This window comes from Paenibacillus hubeiensis (assembly GCF_032334105.1).
GTDB classification, from domain to species: Bacteria; Bacillota; Bacilli; order Paenibacillales; family Paenibacillaceae; genus Paenibacillus; species Paenibacillus hubeiensis.
In genome coordinates this window covers 227,259-247,191 of record NZ_JAVYAE020000010.1, presented here as the reverse complement: position 1 = coordinate 247,191, position 19,933 = coordinate 227,259, and the positions used below count along the sequence as shown (strand labels likewise).

Genomic DNA, 19,933 nt, shown 5'->3' with positions numbered 1-19,933 from the left:
AAGAGAAGCAGAGAGGAGAAGAAACCATCGCATGAAAGGAATCATTAACTTTTCACTGAACAACAAATTTGCAATCTGGATTCTGACGATTATCGTTACCTTTGCAGGTTTGTACAGCGGGTTGACGATGAAACAGGAAACGATCCCGAACATCAACGTTCCGTTTCTGAGCATCACCGCCATCGATCCCGGAGGTGCTCCGGAGAGCATCGTGGAGGACGTCACCAAACCGCTCGAGCAAACGCTGAGGAATGTGGAGGGCATCAAAACGTTAACCTCGACTTCCATGGAAAACGCCGCTTCCATCATGCTGGAATTCGACTACGGCACGGACCTGGACAACGCGACCGCCGCCGTGCGGGAAGCATTGAACGATGTTCAGCTGCCGGATGGCGTGCAGAAGCCGACCATTTCCAAATTCAGCATCAACTCCTTCCCGGTCGTCTCGCTCAGCTTGTCCGACAAGGAAGGCGGGGATCTGGAACAGCTGACACGTTTGGCCGAATCCGATCTGAAGCCTGCGCTTGAGGACATTGACGGCGTAGCCCAAGTTCAGGTATCGGGCCAATACGTCAAAGAAGTCCAACTGAAATTCGACCAGGCCAAAATGAAAGAACTCGGCTTGACCGAGGATACCGTGAAAGGCATCGTGCAGGGCTCCTCGGTTCGCGTTCCGCTCGGATTGTTCGAACTGGACAAAGCCCAAAAATCCGTCGTGGTGGATGGCAACATCATCAGCCTTGACGACCTGAAAAACCTCGCCATTCCGGTCGTGCCAAGCGGTGCGGGTGCAGCCTCGGGCAGCGGTTCCGCAGCAGCCGCACAAGGCATGGACGCGCAGGCTGGCGCTGCTGCCGGACAAGGCGCCGCAGCCCAAAGCCAAAGCGCTGCACAAGGCGCTGCGGCACAAGCCACGAACCCTGCGGCAAGTGCCCCTGGCATCCCGACCGTAAAATTGAGCGAGATTGCCAAGATTGAAGTCATTGGCCAAGCAGAGTCCATCTCCCGGACGGACGGCAAGGAATCCATCGGGATTTCCATCGTGAAGTCCAATGACGCCAATACCGTCGATGTGGTCAATGCGGTCAAAGACAAGGCGGAAGAACTGCAAAAGCAATTCAAAAACGCCGAATTGACCGTGTTGCTTGACCAAGGCAAACCGATTCAGGATTCCGTCAACACGATGCTCGGCAAAGCCGCCTTTGGCGCCCTGTTCGCGGTCCTGATCATTCTGATCTTCCTGCGCAACTTCCGTTCCACCCTGATTTCGGTCATCTCCATCCCGCTGTCCCTGCTCATCGCTTTGACGGCGCTGAACTTGATGGACATTACGCTGAATATGATGACGCTGGGTGCCATGACCGTTGCGATCGGCCGGGTCGTGGATGACTCGATCGTCGTTATCGAGAACATTTACCGCAGGCTGTCGCTGAAAGGCGAGAAACTGAAAGGCCGTGAACTGATTCGCGAAGCGACGCGCGAAATGTTCATCCCGATCATGTCGTCCACCATCGTTACGATCGCGGTATTCCTGCCGCTCGCCCTCGTAAGCGGTATGGTCGGCGAACTGTTCATGCCGTTTGCGCTGACCATGGTTTTTGCGCTTCTTGCATCCTTGCTCGTGGCGATCACCATCGTTCCGATGCTGGCACACTCCCTGTTCCGCAAAGGGCTGAAAAACACGCACAACCACGAAGAGAAACCGGGCAAAATGGCGGAAGGCTACAAACGCCTGCTGAACTGGACACTGTCCCACAAATGGATCACGTCCATTGTCGCCGTCCTGCTGCTGGTCGGAAGCCTCTTCCTTTATCCGTTCATCGGTGCAAGCTTCTTGCCGGAGCAGCAGGATAAATACGTAACCATTACGTATTCTCCGGAGACGGGTTCGCTGCGCGAAGACGTGGAGAAAGAAGCACTTGTTGCGGAGAAATGGCTCTTGAAACAACCAGGCATCGAAAAAATGCAATATTCCATTGGCGGAAGCAATCCGCTGAGCAGCATGGGCGGCGGAAGCTCCAACTCGGCCCTGTTCTACATCGAATACAACAAAGACACCAAAAACTTCTCGCAAGTGAAGGAAGACCTTGTCGAAGGTCTGAAAAAGGAAGTTTCCGTCGGCGAGTGGAACGAGCTGGACATGTCTGGCGGACTCGGCGGCAGCAGCCTGAGCGTTTCGATCTATGGCGACAATCTGGAACAGATCAAGCCGGTATCGGATGAAGTGCTCAAGCTGGTTGAAGCAGACACCGATTCTTTTGAAAAAGCCGAAACCACACTCTCCGATACGTATGGTCAATATACACTCGTTGCCGATCAGGAGAAACTGAGCTCGCTCGGACTGACTGCCGGCCAACTGGCCATGGCGCTCGCCCCGGCTCAGGAACGCCCGGTGCTGACCGAAGTGGACATCGAGAACAAAACGTATAAAGTTTACGTGGAGACCGATGCCAAACAATTCAAGAGCATCAAAGATATCGAAAATGAAACCGTAACTTCGCCTCTCGGCGTGCAAGTGCCGATCAAAGACGTGGCTGCGGTGGAAGAAGGCACTTCGCCGAACTCGATCATGCGCATCGACGGCAAAATGGTCGCGCAAGTGACGGCCAACATTCTGGCTTCCGACGTGCAAAAGGCTTCGCAAAACCTGCAAGCCGGTATCGATAAACTGGATCTGCCGGACGGCGTCGAAGTGAAATTCGGCGGTACGACCGAACAGATCAATGATACATTTACACAGCTCGGACTCGCCATGGTGGCAGCCATCGCCATCGTATACTTCGTGCTTGTCGTTACCTTCGGCGGCGGTTTGGCTCCATTCGCCATCCTGTTCTCGCTGCCGTTTACCGTGATCGGTATCATGGTAGGTCTGTTTGTATCCGGCGGAACGCTTGATGTCTCCGCCATGATGGGTGCGTTGATGCTCGTCGGCATCGTGGTCACCAACGCCATCGTTCTGATCGACCGCGTTATCCATAAGGAGAACGAAGGCCTGTCTACGCGCGAAGCCTTGCTGGAAGCAGGTGCAACCCGTCTGCGTCCGATCCTGATGACCGCCCTTGCCACGATTGGCGCATTGCTGCCGCTCGTAACCGGTCTTGAGGAAAGCGCAGGTATCATTTCGAAAGGGCTCGGCATTACCGTCATCGGCGGTCTCGTCAGCTCGACCCTGCTTACGCTCGTGATTGTGCCGATCGTGTACGAAATGCTCGCAAGATTCAGAAAGAAAAAAATCGTCGATTAAGCCGGTTGTCCATAAACTGAAATTAAACGCATTCCATTAAACCATTCCATATCCACAATGAAGCACCGATTGGGTAAGATTCCAGTCGGTGTTTTTTTGCACCTTACGCTTGCGGAGAAAAGCACCGCGTGCTCATGCTATAGGACCACGTATCCTGTACCTCTTGAACAAGTTAAGTCCCTTGTCCCACTTCTCGGAAAGCAAGGTTCAAATACGTATATTTATTTGCATTTTTTGTATGATTATTCGGAAAATATGACATATACCCTCGTATTTTGCTGTATTTTTTTGTATAAAGGTTCTAATAGCATATAGATAAACCGCAAAAAAGATACACACGTTAACGAAGAGGCAGAACCAATCTGGAGAAGCGAAGCGGTCGCTTAAAAGCTTTCTGAAAGAAAGCTGCTTCGGGAGCATAGGCTGATCACCGGATTTCCCCTTTGAAAAAGGGGAATTTGAAAAAATCTGGGGATAACAGCGATCGGAAGATCGTACTGCACTCGCAGTGCCTTGTGTGATTGTTTAGTGCGGTTTATATAGATACACACATATAAACCGTTTATCAAAGCTTTCAAATCCAATTACCGGGGTGATCAGCATGTTTGGATGGCTGGGATGGAAAAAGGGATGGCCTTTGTGGCGTTCCTATCGGTTGAATGCTCACATTCAGGAGGACGTCGAACAAATCTTCGAAGGCATTGCCGAAACGAGGCGGCAGCTTCTCATGGACTGGGCGGAGGAACAATGGAATCATCTGGAGCGATTGTTCCATCAGCTCCAAGGGACCCATCTGCAGCATGTATCGGAAGACTCGCCTGGCCTTCATAAGCTCGAAGCATGGTTTAAAGCAAGTTATGTCCGCTCGACAGACAGCACGGAACTCTTCATGCTGGATGCGCAGAATCAGGTTGTATTTTCTACATATCAGAAGCACGTTGGAGAAATTTATACCGAAACAAGCGACGGATTCGGGCCTGGATTGCAATACGCCAAATCGGATGGCACCCATGTCCGCAAATGTCTGTATGGCCCGTATTCCGATCGGCTGACATTGGAGATCGGCCCCCGCTCTTCCTCATTTCACGACAGCATCACGATCCTGTTCATTTGGCCCATCGTGCAGCAAGGGCGTTACGTTGGTTCCCTCTGCAGCAGGGTGCCGGGCGATGTCATCGGCGATCTGATCCAGCGGGAGTCGGGGCATGTCTACCCGGATTCCGGGGATAATTACATCTTTATGGCGAACTCCGTGCTCCGTCCGAACCTGCCGCCCGGAACGGCACTGTCCCGCAGCCGCTTTGAAGACCGGACGTTTACCCATGGGGAAAACCTGAAAGATGGCGTAACCACCGATTGGGGCATCGTATCCGTGAAAGAACATACCGAGCTTGAATTGATGTTCACCGATCCATCGACGGGCGAGCTGCACCCGGGCGTGGCGAATACCATTCGCAACGGTTCGAACCTGTTCGCGGCCTTTCCGGGGTACTCGGACTACCGGCATATTCCCGTCATCGGCAAAGGCATCACCTTCCAGCTTCCGCATTGTCCGGACCTGTGGGGCATGATGTGCGAAGGTGATCTTGAGGAAGTGTACCGGGTTCGCAGCATCGGTTGGCGTCAATCCAACACGCACAGGCTGCATGCCGTTCTCTCCGGCTTCATCGGCTCCGTGCTCGTATATGCTCTTACTTCGAATGTGTGGGCAGCGCTCTCCATTGCGGCCTTCAACCTCGTTTTCGGGGTGTTCACTGCCCGCAGGCTGCAGCGTAAGCATTATCGCAGGGTCCATGAGGATCTGAGGCGCATCACCCGCTTTATCCGCATCAATGCCGAGGGCCGGGGAGATTTGACGCAGCGTTTGGACACGTCCGCTTTTGCGCAGGACGAATCGGGGGAACTCGCCAAATGGATCAACAACATGATCGACTCGCTGGAGGGCATCATGCTGAAGGTCCGTCTCGCTACCATCGACGTCATGGACAACCAGCTCCAGATGCGGTCGTCTACCGAAACGACGCAAGGCACGACCGAACGCGTAAACCGCAAGCTCGGCTCCATGATTCGCGGCATCCGCAAGCAGCTTGAGGACCTGGATCAGGCGAAGGCGGCCGCAGACCACATGCGCCTTACGCTGCAGCAGTTGGAGACCTCCGCCACTGAGCAAATTCTGGTTGCCCGTCAGGAGGTCGAACGCATCGGCGGCAAAATGTCCGAAATATCCGGTACCGTGTCCGATACCAATCGCACGATTTTGTCCTTCATGGAGACGATGCAGGAAATATACCAAGCGCTGGCCGTCATCGATGAAATCTCGGCCCAGACCAACCTGCTGGCGCTAAATGCTTCCATCGAAGCGGCCCACGTAGGTGAACACGGGCGCGGATTCGCCGTCGTTGCCGGAGAAATCCGCAAGCTGGCTGAGTTGTCCCGCACGTCTACGGAGAACATTCACCGCATCCTGGACAACATTTCCGCCGCAGCCGGAACGGCCTCCCATTCCATCCATGAAGGGGATCGGGTTCTGGCGGAAGGCTCGGCTCTCGTGCAGGAAGCTTCACGTCTATTGCACCAAGCCACGGCCGAAGAAACGCAGCGTACCCAGGTGGTGGATCAGGTCGTGACGCTGATGGAGAGCATTGCCGCCATCAGCCACAAAAACCGCTCCACCTCCGCCGAGGTGGAGACCGAAATGCAGGATCTCGTACTGGACATGCAGCAGGTACAGCATTCTTCGCATGACGTCGAAGCGATCACCGTCTTTTTGCAGCAGCTCGTCGGACAGTTCCAACTAACCCCATCCAAGAAGGATGCTGCCATCTGACGTGATATTGACGCGCTTTGGATAAATGGCTAAAATTTGATGCAACTGTTCCTAACTGAATAGATGCATCATTTTCAAATAGAAATAATCCAATCCGAGTCAATGAAAGGGTGGTCTGCATGGAAATGCTTCAGGACTCGTTTGGCAGGATACATGACTACATCCGTATTTCGGTTACGGACCGCTGCAATCTGCGCTGCGTGTACTGCATGCCTGCCGAAGGCATGGAGTTTGCGCCGCATGACCAGATCATGAGCTATGAAGAAATCGCCCAGGTGCTGAAGGTGCTCGCTCCGATGGGTATGCGCAAAGTGCGTCTGACCGGGGGAGAACCGCTTGTCCGCAAAGACCTGCATAAGCTGGTTGCCATGATCTCGGCGATCGAAGGCATTGAGGATATCGCGCTCACCACCAATGCGCTGCTTCTGGAGAAGCAGGCCCAGTCGCTCAAAGACGCCGGGCTGAACCGGATCAACATCAGCCTCGACTCCCTGCACGCGGACCGTTTTTCGATGATTACCCGGGGCGGGGACGTGAACAAGGTGCTGAAAGGCATCGAAGCCGCGACGGCAGTCGGTTTGGCTCCCATCAAGCTGAACGTGGTGCTGATGAAAGGCATCAATGATGACGAAATCAAGGATTTCATCGCCATGACGCTGGAACAGCCGCTGCATGTGCGGTTCATCGAATATATGCCGATCGGTCATGCCACCGAGGCGTGGCGCAAGTCATATCTGCCGCTGGAAACGGTGACGAATGTGTGCGCCGAAGCCGGCTGGGAAGTGGAAAACACGGCGGGTCCTGCCGGGAACGGCCCTTCGCGCAACATGAAGGTGGTTGGGTCAAAAGGAACCTTTGGACTGATTCACCCGGTGAGCGATCACTTTTGCGATAACTGCAACCGGCTCCGCCTCACGGCAGACGGTCATATCAAAGCATGCCTGTATTGGTCCGACGAATACAACGTCCGGCGTTACGTGGACGACCCGGACGCGATGGCCGCGCTCTTCCTCAAGGCATTGGGCAACAAACCGAAGAACCATGAAATGGCGCTTGCCCTGGAGAAAAAAATGCAAAGCCATACGCCGACCGTACGGCGCATGTCCCAGATCGGCGGGTAACGATTGGTTGATCGTCCCCTGCTCCCGTCCATTTGCCGCCATGAAACCATATCTACGACTGCATGAAAGCCGCCCGGAATTCCGGGCGGCTTTCATATCGTGGATTTGGCAAGGAGATTATGCTCCACTTGCCCATCGATCCGCTATATAATAGTAAAATCCGGAGCAGAATTCAGCCGCAGCATCTTTTTAGCGTCATTCTGTCTTCTGGCGAGGCCTACTTGCATCATTTGTATACATCACTCATGTATAGGAGCTGAATAGATTGAATATCATTGATGCCCTTGTTGCCGCAAGCCCTTATTTCAAAATCATGCTAAGGGAACACAACCTCATGATCGCCGTCACAGACATGGAGAAATTCAGATATTACGTGCCCAGCGAAGACCTCGACCTCGGAATCAAGGCAGGCGATGCGATCTCGCTGGATGACCCTACGCTGCGGCGAGCGCTTGTGGACGGCGAAACGTCGGCCAACCGCATTGCCGAGCATTTTTACGGAACCGCCATCAATTCTGCCGCAACACCGATTCGTGATGAGGGAGGGCATATCGTCGGTGCGCTCGCGATCGGCTTTTCGCTGCGGAACGAACAAAAACTGGAGCAATTCACCGAATTGATCAGCAGCATTGGCGGGCAATTGACCGACATGGTGCAGACCGTGGCTGCCCATTCCGAAGAGCTGACCGCTTCTTCGACTCAAATTCTGGACAACTCCCGGCAGGCCGTCCAGAATTCGGCCGAAATTAACAAGGTTGCTTCTTTCATTCGCGAAATTTCCGAGCAGACGAACCTCCTTGGCCTAAATGCAGCCATCGAGGCTGCGCGGGCAGGCGAAGCCGGTGCCGGCTTCGGCGTGGTCGCTTCCGAAGTCCGCAAGCTCTCGAGCGGAACCAAAGAGGCCACCGTGAACATTGAACGTTCCCTGAAACAAGTGCAGGATTCCATTCGCCAGATGGAATCGGAGATTACCTCCATCACCCAGTCCAGCAATCAACAGGCTGAACTGGTGACGGAGTTCAGCAATGTCATCGAACATCTGAACAGCGTCAGCCAAGAGCTGAAAACGTTCATAGAGTCCATGCTGCTTCGAGCCGACTGACGGATTATGCGGAGGAAAGCCTGCGCGCAATGCGGCATATCTTATGAGGCTTATTTCTCCCCCAAAGAGCATTCATTTCTGAGCATTCTGCATCAATGACTTCCTTGAAATCCAGAAAGCTTCCTGCGATCAATGGCAGGAAGCTTTTTCAGTTCATGCGGGTTGTGAGGACCCTATCCCAGTCGTGGAACCTTTAACAAGAACGTGTTTCAAACCGCCATCCATTTCCAAAGCATCATGATCCCCATGGCAAACATCACTGCCGCCGACAAACGGTTGAACCACCATCCGACCCGGCCGGAACGATCGCTTCCGCCAACCCACCTGCCCGCGCCTGCCAATCCGAAGAACCAGATCCACGAAACCGCTGCGGCCACGATCGCGAACAGCAGGCGTTCTTTGCCATCGTACTGCAACGAGCTTGTCCCGATTACTGCTACCGTATCCAGCAATGCGTGCGGATTGAGCAAAGATACCGAAGCAGCAAATAGGATTTGCCTTCCCGGCGCAATCAGCTTCGGTGCTGCATTGGTTGCCCCGGTCGATCGCCAGACGCTCCATGCCATATATAACAGGAACAAGCCGCCGCAGGCATACAATGCGCCTGCCAATAACGGCCACTGCAGCAGGACAAGCGAAATGCCCCCGACCGCGGCTCCGATCAGCAATGTATCGCAGAGCCCCGCCGTAATCACGGCTGGCAGTGCCCGAATCAGGTTGGGCTGCATCATGCCCTGGTTGAAAACAAATACGTTCTGCACGCCAAGCGGCAAAATCAGACCAAACGCCAGCATGGCGGCATGCATAATGACCTCCATTTATGCATCCTCCTTTTGTGCTCTACTGTCATGGTAGCGGAGAGGATGCAATATGTATCCAGCCAATTGGATGGCATCGCAGCCAACCAAATGGTATAGTTACTGCATATTAAGCCACGCTCAGGAAGCGCCCGAGTATTGACGATGAGTGCCGAGTTTAGACATTAGTTTCTCAAATATCAAGTTGCGCTTCACGCTGACCAGCCGTGCGGCCATTCCCCACAACCCGCTTGTTTTCCCATTCCGTTTACTGGAGGTGATGACCGGCATGAAACATGCCGACAATGGCCAAACAGCTGCAGGCTGGAAGCCCAACCCCGCATCCCCCTTGCCGCTGTACCGTCAGATCGAGCTCCATATCCGCGATAAAATCATGGCAGGCGAGTGGACGGCCGGTTACCGTCTGCCTGCGCAGCGCGCCATGGCGGAGGCCATGGGGGTCAATCGCAGCACCTTGATCACCGCGCTGGACAATCTCGCTGCCGCAGGCATGATTGAAGGACGTCATGGCGGGGGCACGTATGTCTGCGGAGCTGGCTGGCATGCGATCGCCCATGAGGCAGCAGCCTTTCCAAATTGGAACGAAGCCGTCGAGGAAGGATCGCATTACCCCAACCTGCCTGAGGTCCAGCATATTAACGAGGCGGAATTCCAGCCAGGCATCATCCGGCTGGGGACGGGCGAGCTTGCTCCCGAGCTGATGCCGCATGATGCCTTTCAGGCCATTTTGCGCTCCTTGCCAGAACGAAGCCGCACCCTGAACTACATGGAACCGCAGGGCAGCATGGAGCTGCGCACCGCCATATCGGCCCATTTGCAGGCACATGGCGTGCAAGCTTCTCCGGCATCCATCCTGATCGTGTCCGGCTCGATTCAGGCCTTGCACCTCATATCGGTTGGTTTGCTTCCGCGCGGATCGGCGGTGATGCTGGAGCGTCCGTCCTATCTGTATTCGATCCATGCTTTTCAGTCCGCCGGGCTGAAATTGAACGGCATCGCCATGGATGGCGAAGGACCGCTGCTCCCGGCTCTGGCAGAAGCTGCCCGGCGCGGCGGGGTCGGCAAAAGCAACATCTCGCTGCTCTACACGATCCCGAGCTTCCATAACCCCACCGGCGCGCTGATGAGCGAAGAGCGCCGCCAAGAGCTGCTGGCCGCAGCCCACGCCTCCGGCATCGCCATCCTGGAGGATGCCGCGTACGCGGATCTGTGGCTGGAAGCCCCGCCGCCGCCATCGCTCAAGGCGCGCGACCGGGACGGCAGGGTGCTCTACATGGGCACCCTGTCCAAAGCCGTCAGCCCCGGACTGCGTCTGGGCTGGCTGGTCGGACCCGAGCCGGTCATACGCCGGCTCGCCGACATCAAAATGCAAACCGACTACGGAACCAGCTCCCTCGCCCAGGAAGCTGCCGCACTCTGGTTTGCCGAAGGGCATCACGAGCAGCATCTGGAACGCCTGCGCCCCGAGCTGCGCAGGCGGCGGGACTACATGCTGGAGCTGCTCGAACGGCATTTCCGCGGCCTGGCCGAATGGAACAGGCCTGCCGGCGGCTTCTACGTCTGGCTCCGGTTTACGGCCGGCCAGCCTTCGATCCGCAAACTGTTCCACGCCTGCCTGGAACAGGGCGTGTTAATCCATCCCGGCTACCTGTACGACCGCCTGGATGCCGAACATTTGCGGCTGTCCTATGCTTACGCATCGCCGGAGGAAATGGAACGCGGCCTGCGTATCCTTGCCCAGACGGCAAAGCGCATGCTGGATTAAATTCCGCACGTAACGCCCCCTTGCACAGCACACTCACAAGCACTCACGCAGTTTTGACCGCGTCGCTAACGAACCCTACGCACGTTATGTGCTCGATTTTGGGGTCCGCCAAAACCTAACGAACATCAGCCGCGTTATTCGAGGCAAAACGATCGCAGCAGTCCTATTTTCCCCGATATAAAGACGCTGATGTTCGTTAGTTCAAATCGGGCCAAAAAGTACCCCATTACGTGTCTCAGGTTCGTTACAGCTCGGGCAAGATGAAATCACGAATAAAAGGGCATTCCCCGTCATGGTTATGACGCCCGGAATGCCCTTATTGATTTGCTCCATTTGCTCCAAACGAAAGATTGGTGACCTCACAGATTGCTTCACGGATCGCTTCGCCACCCACTTTATTGCTCACTCCATCCCGCTTTGAGCTACCTTGCAGTTCGGGAGTTCCCATCCCATCCAATCCAACCCAACCCAACCCACTCAGCCTTTTACCGCTCCCTCCGCGATTCCCTCCATGATGAATTTCTGGAAAAACGCATAGATCAGGACGACCGGAACGGCGGTCAGCACGAGGGACGACAGGATCAGCGGCCATTCCTTGTTGTACTCGCCAAACAGCATATTCGTTGACAGAATCAACGTATAGCGGTTAACGTCCGTCAGCATGAGCAGCGGCAGCAGAAAGTCGTTCCAGATCCACAGGAAGTCCAGAATCGCAATCGTTACCGTAATCGGCAGCAGCAGCGGGAAAATGATGCGGAAGAACGTCTGGAATTCATTACAGCCGTCCATCTGTGCCGATTCTTCCAGCTCGCGCGGAATGGACTTCACAAACCCGTGATAGAGGAAGATGGCCATGTTGACGCCAAGTCCGACATAGATGAGGGCCAGCCCGTAGGTGCTTCCTTGTACCGCAAGCCCTTTCGCCACTCGCGTCAGCGGAATCATGATCGAGTGGAACGGCACCAGCATCGATGCCACGAACAGGAAAAAGATCAGGTTGCTCAGCCGCCCGGCTGTACGCGACAATTTATATCCGGCCAGGGAAGCGCAGAATACGATACCGCCGATGCCGAGGAACGAGACGATTGCCGAGTTCATCGAGCTGCGCAGCAGGTTGATTTTGTTGAACGCGTCCGTATAGTTTTCCCAGTGCAGCGTCGTTGGCAGCGCGATGAATGATTGAAACATTTCTCCCTGCGTTTTGAACGAATTGACGACGGCCATATAGATCGGCAGCATGGCGAAGAGAGCAGCTGCGATGAGCAGCAAACGGATCAGGTAGCTGTTGACTTTTTGCATCCTCATGCTTCCACCTCTTTCTTCTTCATGACCGTAATCTGAATGAGCGTAAAGATCAGCACGATAATAAACAGCACGACCGACTTGGCGCTGGCGTATCCATAACGAAAATTGTTCGAGAACGCTTCTTCATAGATGTTCATCGTGATCACCTGCGTAGCCCGTCCCGGTCCTCCACCTGTCAGACCATACACAACTTCAAATACCTTGAACGCGCCGTTCAGCGTAAGAAAGAAACAGATCGTGATCGCATGGGTAATCATCGGCATGACCACGTTGCGCAGCACTTGAAACGCGTTCGCTCCGTCAATGACGGCGGCCTCCTTCAAACTTTTCGGTACGCCCTGCAAGGCCGCCAGGTAGATAATCATCATGTACCCCACGCCATTCCAGAGCGATACGGTCAGAATCGAGTAGAACGAAAACTGGGGATCCCCCAGCCACTGTTGGTCAAGGAACGTTATCGCCAGCTTTTCGGCCAGCTGCGGCAGCACTTGGGAAAAGATGAACGTCCACATGAAGGCGCTGATAATTGTACTGATCATGTTCGGCATGAAGAACAGCGTCCGGAACAATCCTTTGCTGCGCGTACGTGTCTCGATGAACACGGCGAGCAGCAGCGCAATTCCGTTTTGCAGAATCAGCATAAATACGACGTACTTCATCGTGAACCACAGCGAATTCAGGAAATCGGGATCTTCCTTGAACAGCTCCACGAAGTTGCCCAAACCGATGAAGCTGTAGTCCTTATTTAGCCCGTTCCAGTCCGTCAAGCTGTAGAACATGCCGCCGAATGTCGGAATGAGCAGAAATATGGCATAAATGATAAAGGCCGGTGCCGTAAACGCCAGCAAGGATAAATACTTTTTGAAAACATTCGTAGCCATAGGCCGGGTCCTCCCCCTATTTGCGATGAGCATATAAGCAGAAACGGGGGATGGAAGGCGATGTCTGCCACCCCATTTCTTCAGCTTAGCGACTGTGATGAATAAATGGCCGCTAATGGGTTGACAAAGCTCCAACTGCTGTGGAGCTTTGTCAACAAAAGCGCGTACTCATTGATTCACAGTTTCCTACTTGTTGACTTTGTTGTACGATTTCCACGCCTTGTCGAGCGCATCGATCACCTGTTGTTGGTTCAACTGTCCGGAGTAGTAGCCCTGCAGCGCCTTGCCTGACTCATCCTTCACTGCCTGCGGTACCGACGGATCCTGATAGGCTTTGCCTTCATTGACGTATTTCATGGCATCGTCCACCCAAGGGAAACTTTCAAAGTTGTGGACTTTCGCTACCGGATTGAATTTGAGCGCTTCATAGAACGCACTGGAGTCTTTGTCGTCGAGAATGTAGTTCACGAAATCGAGCGCCACTTCCTTGTTTTTGCTGCTGGAAGAAACGGCGAGCGACGTGGACGTGCTCAGATTGATTTTGGTATCGTCCGGATTGTCGTTGATCGGCATCGGCGCAACGCCGAAATGGATGTCCGGGTTAGACTTCAGAATGGTCTCCGCATACCACGGACCCTGTACCCACATCGCCGCTTTGCCTGTTGCAAATGCAGCCGCTCCGTCGTCCGCGCCAACTTCCAGCGCCTTCTCCGTGCCGTTTGCCGTCACCAGGTCAAAGGCACCAAACATCGCTTTCATGTCGGAAAACGAACCCTGATCCTGATTCATTTTTTCCAGGAAATCCTTGTGCTCGGATTGGGTGAGCGCGCCTACCGTCAGCGGCAGGAAGAGCTGTGGTACCCAAGCTTCCTTGTAGGCCAGCTCGAACGGCGTAATGCCGGCTGCTTTCAGCTTGTCGACGACCGCCTTCATTTCAGTCAGCGTTGTTGGCGGTTCAAGCCCTTGTTCCTTGAAGATATCCTTGTTGTAGAGGTATCCCCATGACAGCGTTTCCAAAGGAACGGCAACGATTTTACCATTGGCATCTGTCACGGAAGGTTTCACCGAATCAAGCAATTTGTCGACGAATGGCTGATCTGACAGGTCTTCCAGATAACCTGCCTTGCTGAACGGCGGAATTTCGTTGACCGCGTGCAGCGCGAATACGTCAGGCGCGTCGTTCGAGGCCAAGCGTGTCTTCAGAATCTGCGCAGCATTGTCCGCCGGCGGCATCTCCAGCTGCACGTTTACTTCAATGTTTTTCTCCGCCTTCTCCTTGGCCTTGAACTGTTCTATATATTTATCGTAATGTTCCTTCAGCCGAGGTTGCGCAACGAATATTTTCAAATTGACCGTACTGCCGGATGCAGAGCCTCCCTGTGATTCGTCCGTTCCCGTGCTCTGACCGCACCCTGCGAGCAATACGCTGACCAGTACTGCACTTGCGACGCTTTTCCATACCTTCATCTCTCATGACCTCCCGGTGTGACTGGTTTGTCTTGCATAAGCCCATTATATGCCTGTAATGAAAGCGCTTCATTGGACAATACGGAGCTTCTGCATTGGATTATTTTAAACTTTGTCCCTTGCGCATCTCTCCGGGAGACAAGCCGAAATGTTTCTTGAACACCCGATAAAAATAGGACACATCCTCATACCCGACCATTTCGGCGATATGTTTGAATGGAATGCTGTCGTCCATCACCCATTCCTTTGCCTTGGCCATCCGCAGCTGCACGATGTAGTCGACAACCGTGATGCCGTATTCCTTTTTGAATGCCTTGCTCAGATATTCCTTGCTGACAAAAAAGACTTGTGCCAGCTGCTCCAGCGTGATCGCTTCCATGCAATGCTGCTCCATGTGCTGCCTGACCTCTTCAAGGTTCAGCTTATTCTTGAACTTCCGCTGCGCGATCACGCCTTCCAGCGCCTGACTGTAGAGGTCAAACGTCCAGGCCAGCGCCGCTGACGCCGTTGTCAATGCGGATGGAGGAGCAGGCTTTGCTGCCGCAGATTGCTCACCCGCTCCATTGGAACTGCACAGTTCCCCGAGCAGGGTCTGCAAATCATGGACGACCCTGCCCAATTGCTGCGGTTTCCGCATGTCCTCTTTTTCCAGTTTCTCCTCCAGTTGGTTGAAAAGATCTCGCAGCTCCGGCATGTTCAGTTCGTTGAATCGAATGCGGACCTGCTGCTGAAAACGCGAAAATTCCCCAGCAAACATCCGGGAATAAGGCTCCCACCCTTCCGGGCTGTAACGGACCTTCTCCAGATCACGCTTGCACTTTGCAAGCACGGCGTTCAGCTCATCCGGATTAACCGGCTTGAGCAAATAATCCGCTGCCCGGTGCCGAATGGCATGTTTCGCATAATTGAAGTCATCATAGCCGCTCACCACGATCACTTTGATTTGCGGGAACTGCGCGCTCAATGTTTCCAGCAAGGCAACCCCGTCGGTGCCCGGCATGCGCATATCGGTAATGATGATATGGGGATTCTGCTGCTGCAGCTGCTGCAAAGCCTGATCCCCATCCTCCGCTTCGCCAGCAACGACCATATCGAGTTCCTCCCACTCCCCCAAATTGCGCAAAATATCCCTGTTCCACGGTTCGTCGTCGACCAATAACACTCGATAAGGCTGCACGCTCATACGACTTCTCCTCCCTCGTCAAACGGAATGCGTACCGTCACTGTCGTTCCCTCTCCTACTTCGCTGTCGACGCTCATTCCATAACCAGGACCAAAATGCATGGTGATGCGCGATGCCGCATTTACAAGGCCGATGCTTGTCCCGGCACTCCATACCCGGTCTCCCTCTATGGCTACACGCTCCAGTCTGGCTTGCAGTTCGCTCCGTTTTCCGGCATCCATGCCCAGCCCGTTGTCATGAACGCGAATGATGATCTGCTTCCCTTCCCGAGCAACTTCAATGTTTAATTTCCATTGCGCCTTTTTGTTTTCCAGGCCGTGCACGAACGCATTCTCCACAATAGGCTGAAGTGTAAGCTTCGGAATGGCACATCCCTTCAGATCAGCTTCAATCTGCAGATGGTATTCGAGCCTGCCTGCAAATCGCTGCTGCTGGATCAGCATGTAATGGTCAAGCTGGTCCAGCTCGCTCTGAAGCGAAACCAGCCCGTCCGGAGCCCGCACGATGTAGCGGAACATCTCGCTCAGCGCACGAATCACTTTGTACGTGTCGGCAGGCTTTTGCGAATACACCATGCCGCCGATCATTTGCAGCGTATTTTGCAAGAAATGCGGGTGGATCTGGGACTGCAAAGCCTTCAGCTCTGCCGTACGTTTATCCAGATTCATTTGGTAGTTTTCGCGGATATGCTCGCGGATGCGGCCAGCCATGCCATGCAGGTTTTTTTCCAGCAGCCCGATCTCGTCCACGCGTCCGGTGCGAACCACCTCCCTGTCCTTGATGAGCCGAATGCCTTTCATGGCATTGGCCAGACTGACGATCGGCTTGGCCGTGCGCCAGGCAACGAGCGCTGCCAGTCCCACCGAAATCAGCGTAGCCAAGCCGCCTACGACAAGTCCGTATTTCATCGTTTCCAACGCGCTCTCATTAATGACATGGGCAGGCACGATCTTGACGATACGCAGTCCCGAAGGGTCGATGGAATGGTAAAAGACATACTCCCGCTCGGTACGGATCAAACCTGCATCGTCTTGGGTATCCGCCAGTTTGTCCAATGCTTCTGCCGAAGGCTGCAGTTCGGAATGGGGCTGATACACCGGATGGCCTGACGGGTCAGAGATGTACACGGTGTAATCGCCCCGGCTATCCAGCAGCTCCAGCGTCTGGTTGAACACGGTCCATTTGATTTCCAGGCTGATCGCTCCGATCTGGGCCTGGTCCTCAAAGCGGTTCATGCTGCGGGTCATATGGAATTTTTCCGGATCGTTCGGATCATTGATAATCGTAAAATCTTTGTGCTCGGCAAAAAGCTCATGATACTCGGCCGGAATGCCCGAAACCGATTTAATCCGGTTTTCCATGGAGTTGAACGTAAACAACGTATCCAATTCCTTCAGGTACAGCTCCACGCCGAACACATAATTGCCGGCAGAGTAGTACACGCTGTTGAGCATGTTGAACACGGCCTTCTGCTCGTCGAAACGGCTCGAGGCCGACGCATCCCGGTTCAGCGCCAAATACTGGTGCACCTCATCGCTGATCTGGATCGAGTAAATCAGGTTGTTCATGCGGGCGAACTGCTCTCCCAAGTAAGCCGAAGCCCACTTCATATTGGCCCGGTTGGTCTCCATAATCTCTTCCTCCATCGAAGAGCGGGCATTTTCGGCCGCCATCGCGGTCATAACCAGCACGGGCAATACCGCGACCAGCGTCATTGTCAGGATCAGTTTGTTGCGGATGCTGCGTTTGAACGGATCAGCCAGCTTGCGATACATTTCGGTAATCATAGGCGCATTCCCCCGATCGCGCTTGAATATAAAACGGTGCATCCTCATTTCTTCCGAGGCAGACATTCGCGTTCAGCGGGAGTCCGCCATGAAACCTACGGGAAGCAAATGTGTCGATATGTTTATAATTTCCGATAGGACAATGAAACGCCCCAGCATAAACAGCAAGGGCGCCTCCATCTCTATATTTTCACTTAACAAGCCAATGTAAACCATCATGGACCAACCACGTTAACGGTCGTTTATATTTCTTCAATAATTTGCATTCCCCATCGTTCCAGCTTCAGCTCCTGACCGGGTTCAACCGGTTCATCCGCATGAAGCTCTCTCCCGCTGCCATGCGGATATATGAACGAAACCGGATTGTCGGAATAATTAAAGTAATAACGAATCGTTTTTCCCTGTCCGTTGACGCCCGATTTTACGATGAATGGGAATGCCAGCTCCTGATCGGCCCCCCACACGCCGGATTCCTTTAGAACCCGCTTAAGCACTTCGCGGATTACCGCTGAACTCGTGAAGCACCCGACATAGGTTGCTTTTCCGCTCCCATACGCGTTTTGCGTGATGGCGGCATATGTGCCCCAATGCGGATGATCATACCAAGCGAGCACTTCGGCCGTCGTCGGCGTTATCAGTTCCATCCAGGTGTGCACTTGGTTTTGCCCTTCACCGACTTGAAAAGGGTCGCCTTGAAGCGATACATGCTTTGGCTCCACGAACATGCTGTACTTGATGCCGCAAGCTTCGCTGATGATGCCCGGCTGGCGCGTGGAGCGAACCTTGATATGTTCGTTGGCAAACCCGCTTTTGAAAGAATACACGACATGGCCGCCGTCCTTCACGAAAGCATTAAGCCTTTCCAGCAGTTCGTCCGGAGCCGCGTACAGCGCGGGCACCACAATGACATCATAACCTTCTAAGCTCTTCACGGACGGGTCGATGAAATCGCAGCCCACGTTCATTTTGTATAACTCGTCGTACATCCAGCGCACCACGTCATTGTAGGTTTTATCGCTTTGGGCTTGAAAGCCGAACCACTTGATCGACGTGAGCGCTTCGTTGCTGGCAAGGACGGCTACGCGGTTCGTTTTTTTCAAATTGACCAATTGCGGGCTCCATCTTGCAAAATCGCGTCCAATCGTCTTCGCTTCCTCATACACCGGATTTGGCTCGAAGTCATGGCTGAGCAGTCCCTTCCAATACGTTTCGAATGAATTGTGCAGCGAATGCCAATGCCAGTAGGCGACCATGTTCGCTCCGGAAGCGAGATGGCTGAATGCTTGCAATCGCAGCTGCCCCGGATAAGGGACCCAGTTCAGAAACGCCTGGGCTTCGGTCTCCATGACAAGATAGTTTGCCTGTTTGGTTGACCGGGCGACGTCGCCGCCAAACGAGATTTCGATCCCGGTCAGGTCATCTTGGGAAGGATGATAGATATCCACGCTCGTGATGTCGAAGGGCTGTGATGCAGCAAAATGGTTCACATCTCCCTGGATGCCGTAGGAATAACCTCTCCAGTCAAAGTCGAAGTTCTGCGTCACGAACTGGCCTTCCTGCTTGTATTCGTTCACGATGCCGACCTGCCATGCCAAAAAGTCCGTGACCAGCTGACGCTGGAATTTGGCAAACTCGGCACCCAAACTGCCATTGATCGTGCCTACCACGGAAGGGAAGTCCTCCCAGCTATTGATGCGGTTGCTCCAGTAATCGAGTCCAAACTCCTTGTTCAACTCGTCCAGGGAAGCAAATTTGCCACGCATGTATTTGACGAATTGCAGCTGCACGTTATCCCCTGCCGTATTGTAATGCTTCGTTTCATTGTCGGTCTGATAGCCGATCACCGCCGGGTGTTTGCATACGCGCGAGATCAGTTTGCGAATAATGCGCTCGGCATAGAACAGGTAGGTCGGGTTCGTGATGTCCATAATCTGGCGCGCTCCGTATTTGCCGGGTCCTTTAGCCGTCGTGGCCAGCACGTCCGGATGTTCCTTGACCATCCACGTCGGCACGGCGTACGTAGGCGTTCCGACAATGACCTGAATGCCGGCCGCATGCATGGCGTCCAACACCCGATCCACGGACGAGAAATCGAATACGCCGTTCTGGGGTTCATGCGTGCTCCAGGTCGATTCCGCAATGCGAACGACGTTAATGCCCGCTTCCTTCATCATTCGTATGTCTTCGCTCAATCTTTCGTAAGGCATATATTCATCATAATAAGCAACGCCGTACAGCAATCGGTTCATCATCAGCACTCTCCTTTGGGTCATCAAGGCATCGGTTTTTGCACTGGCTCATGCAGTGAATTCATCCACAGATAAATGGTAGCGTTTCCATTATTATCGGAGAAAGACTCCCTTTTCGGGAGACCTTAGTCCGCTTCCCCACTTCATGAGACTTCATTGCCGCCTCTAAACTGATTATAATGAA

General features: G+C 53.9%; 12 protein-coding genes. 5 read left to right on the top strand and 7 right to left on the bottom strand.

The window, feature by feature from the left end; genetic code table 11:
• Positions 1-31 precede the first annotated feature (31 nt).
• The 4 genes from RSX24_RS23050 to RSX24_RS23035 all read left to right on the top strand — a co-directional run bounded on the left by RSX24_RS23050 (position 32) and on the right by RSX24_RS23035 (position 8,294).
• Entirely contained in the window at positions 32-3,244 is a 3,213-nt protein-coding gene (locus tag RSX24_RS23050; protein ID WP_236413070.1) for an efflux RND transporter permease subunit, read from the top strand.
• 601 nt (positions 3,245-3,845) lie between these two features.
• A complete protein-coding gene (locus tag RSX24_RS23045; protein WP_343261885.1) occupies positions 3,846-6,071 on the top strand; it encodes a methyl-accepting chemotaxis protein in 2,226 nt (741 codons plus the stop codon).
• Between the two features lie 119 nt (positions 6,072-6,190).
• Entirely contained in the window at positions 6,191-7,192 is a 1,002-nt protein-coding gene (gene moaA, locus RSX24_RS23040) for a GTP 3',8-cyclase MoaA (protein ID WP_343261884.1), read from the top strand.
• A gap of 265 nt (positions 7,193-7,457) precedes the next feature.
• A complete protein-coding gene (locus RSX24_RS23035) occupies positions 7,458-8,294 on the top strand; it encodes a methyl-accepting chemotaxis protein (protein ID WP_236413076.1) in 837 nt (278 codons plus the stop codon).
• Positions 8,295-8,503: 209 nt separating this feature from the next.
• Here the strand turns inward: RSX24_RS23035 and RSX24_RS23030 are convergent, their stop codons facing one another.
• On the bottom strand, positions 8,504-9,112 hold the full coding sequence (locus RSX24_RS23030; protein ID WP_343261883.1) for a LysE/ArgO family amino acid transporter: 609 nt from the start codon (positions 9,110-9,112) through the stop codon (positions 8,504-8,506).
• Positions 9,113-9,380: 268 nt separating this feature from the next.
• On the opposite strand from RSX24_RS23030, the gene RSX24_RS23025 reads away from it, so the two are divergent.
• Positions 9,381-10,877 carry an aminotransferase-like domain-containing protein gene (locus RSX24_RS23025; protein WP_343261882.1) on the top strand — a complete coding sequence of 499 codons (1,497 nt, stop codon included), beginning with the start codon at positions 9,381-9,383 and terminating at the stop codon, positions 10,875-10,877.
• Positions 10,878-11,354: 477 nt separating this feature from the next.
• Here the strand turns inward: RSX24_RS23025 and RSX24_RS23020 are convergent, their stop codons facing one another.
• The 6 genes from RSX24_RS23020 to RSX24_RS22995 all read right to left on the bottom strand — a co-directional run bounded on the left by RSX24_RS23020 (position 11,355) and on the right by RSX24_RS22995 (position 19,749).
• Positions 11,355-12,182, bottom strand: coding sequence for a carbohydrate ABC transporter permease (locus RSX24_RS23020; protein ID WP_343261881.1), 828 nt, complete (start codon positions 12,180-12,182; stop codon positions 11,355-11,357).
• A complete protein-coding gene (locus RSX24_RS23015; protein ID WP_343261880.1) occupies positions 12,179-13,063 on the bottom strand; it encodes a carbohydrate ABC transporter permease in 885 nt (294 codons plus the stop codon). Before RSX24_RS23015 ends, RSX24_RS23020 begins: the two co-directional genes overlap by 4 nt.
• 186 nt (positions 13,064-13,249) lie before the next feature.
• Positions 13,250-14,530 carry an ABC transporter substrate-binding protein gene (locus RSX24_RS23010; protein WP_343261879.1) on the bottom strand — a complete coding sequence of 427 codons (1,281 nt, stop codon included), beginning with the start codon at positions 14,528-14,530 and terminating at the stop codon, positions 13,250-13,252.
• A 100-nt stretch (positions 14,531-14,630) separates the two neighbouring features.
• Positions 14,631-15,713: a response regulator transcription factor gene (locus tag RSX24_RS23005; RefSeq protein ID WP_339274998.1), complete on the bottom strand. Its 1,083-nt coding sequence runs from the start codon at positions 15,711-15,713 to the stop codon at positions 14,631-14,633.
• Complete coding sequence (locus tag RSX24_RS23000; protein WP_343261878.1) at positions 15,710-17,500, bottom strand: sensor histidine kinase; 1,791 nt, start codon at positions 17,498-17,500, stop codon at positions 15,710-15,712. Before RSX24_RS23000 ends, RSX24_RS23005 begins: the two co-directional genes overlap by 4 nt.
• A 242-nt stretch (positions 17,501-17,742) precedes the next feature.
• The gene (locus tag RSX24_RS22995; RefSeq protein ID WP_343261899.1) at positions 17,743-19,749 is read right to left on the bottom strand and encodes a beta-galactosidase; all 2,007 of its coding nucleotides are present in this window, start codon (positions 19,747-19,749) and stop codon (positions 17,743-17,745) included.
• Positions 19,750-19,933 lie beyond the last annotated feature (184 nt).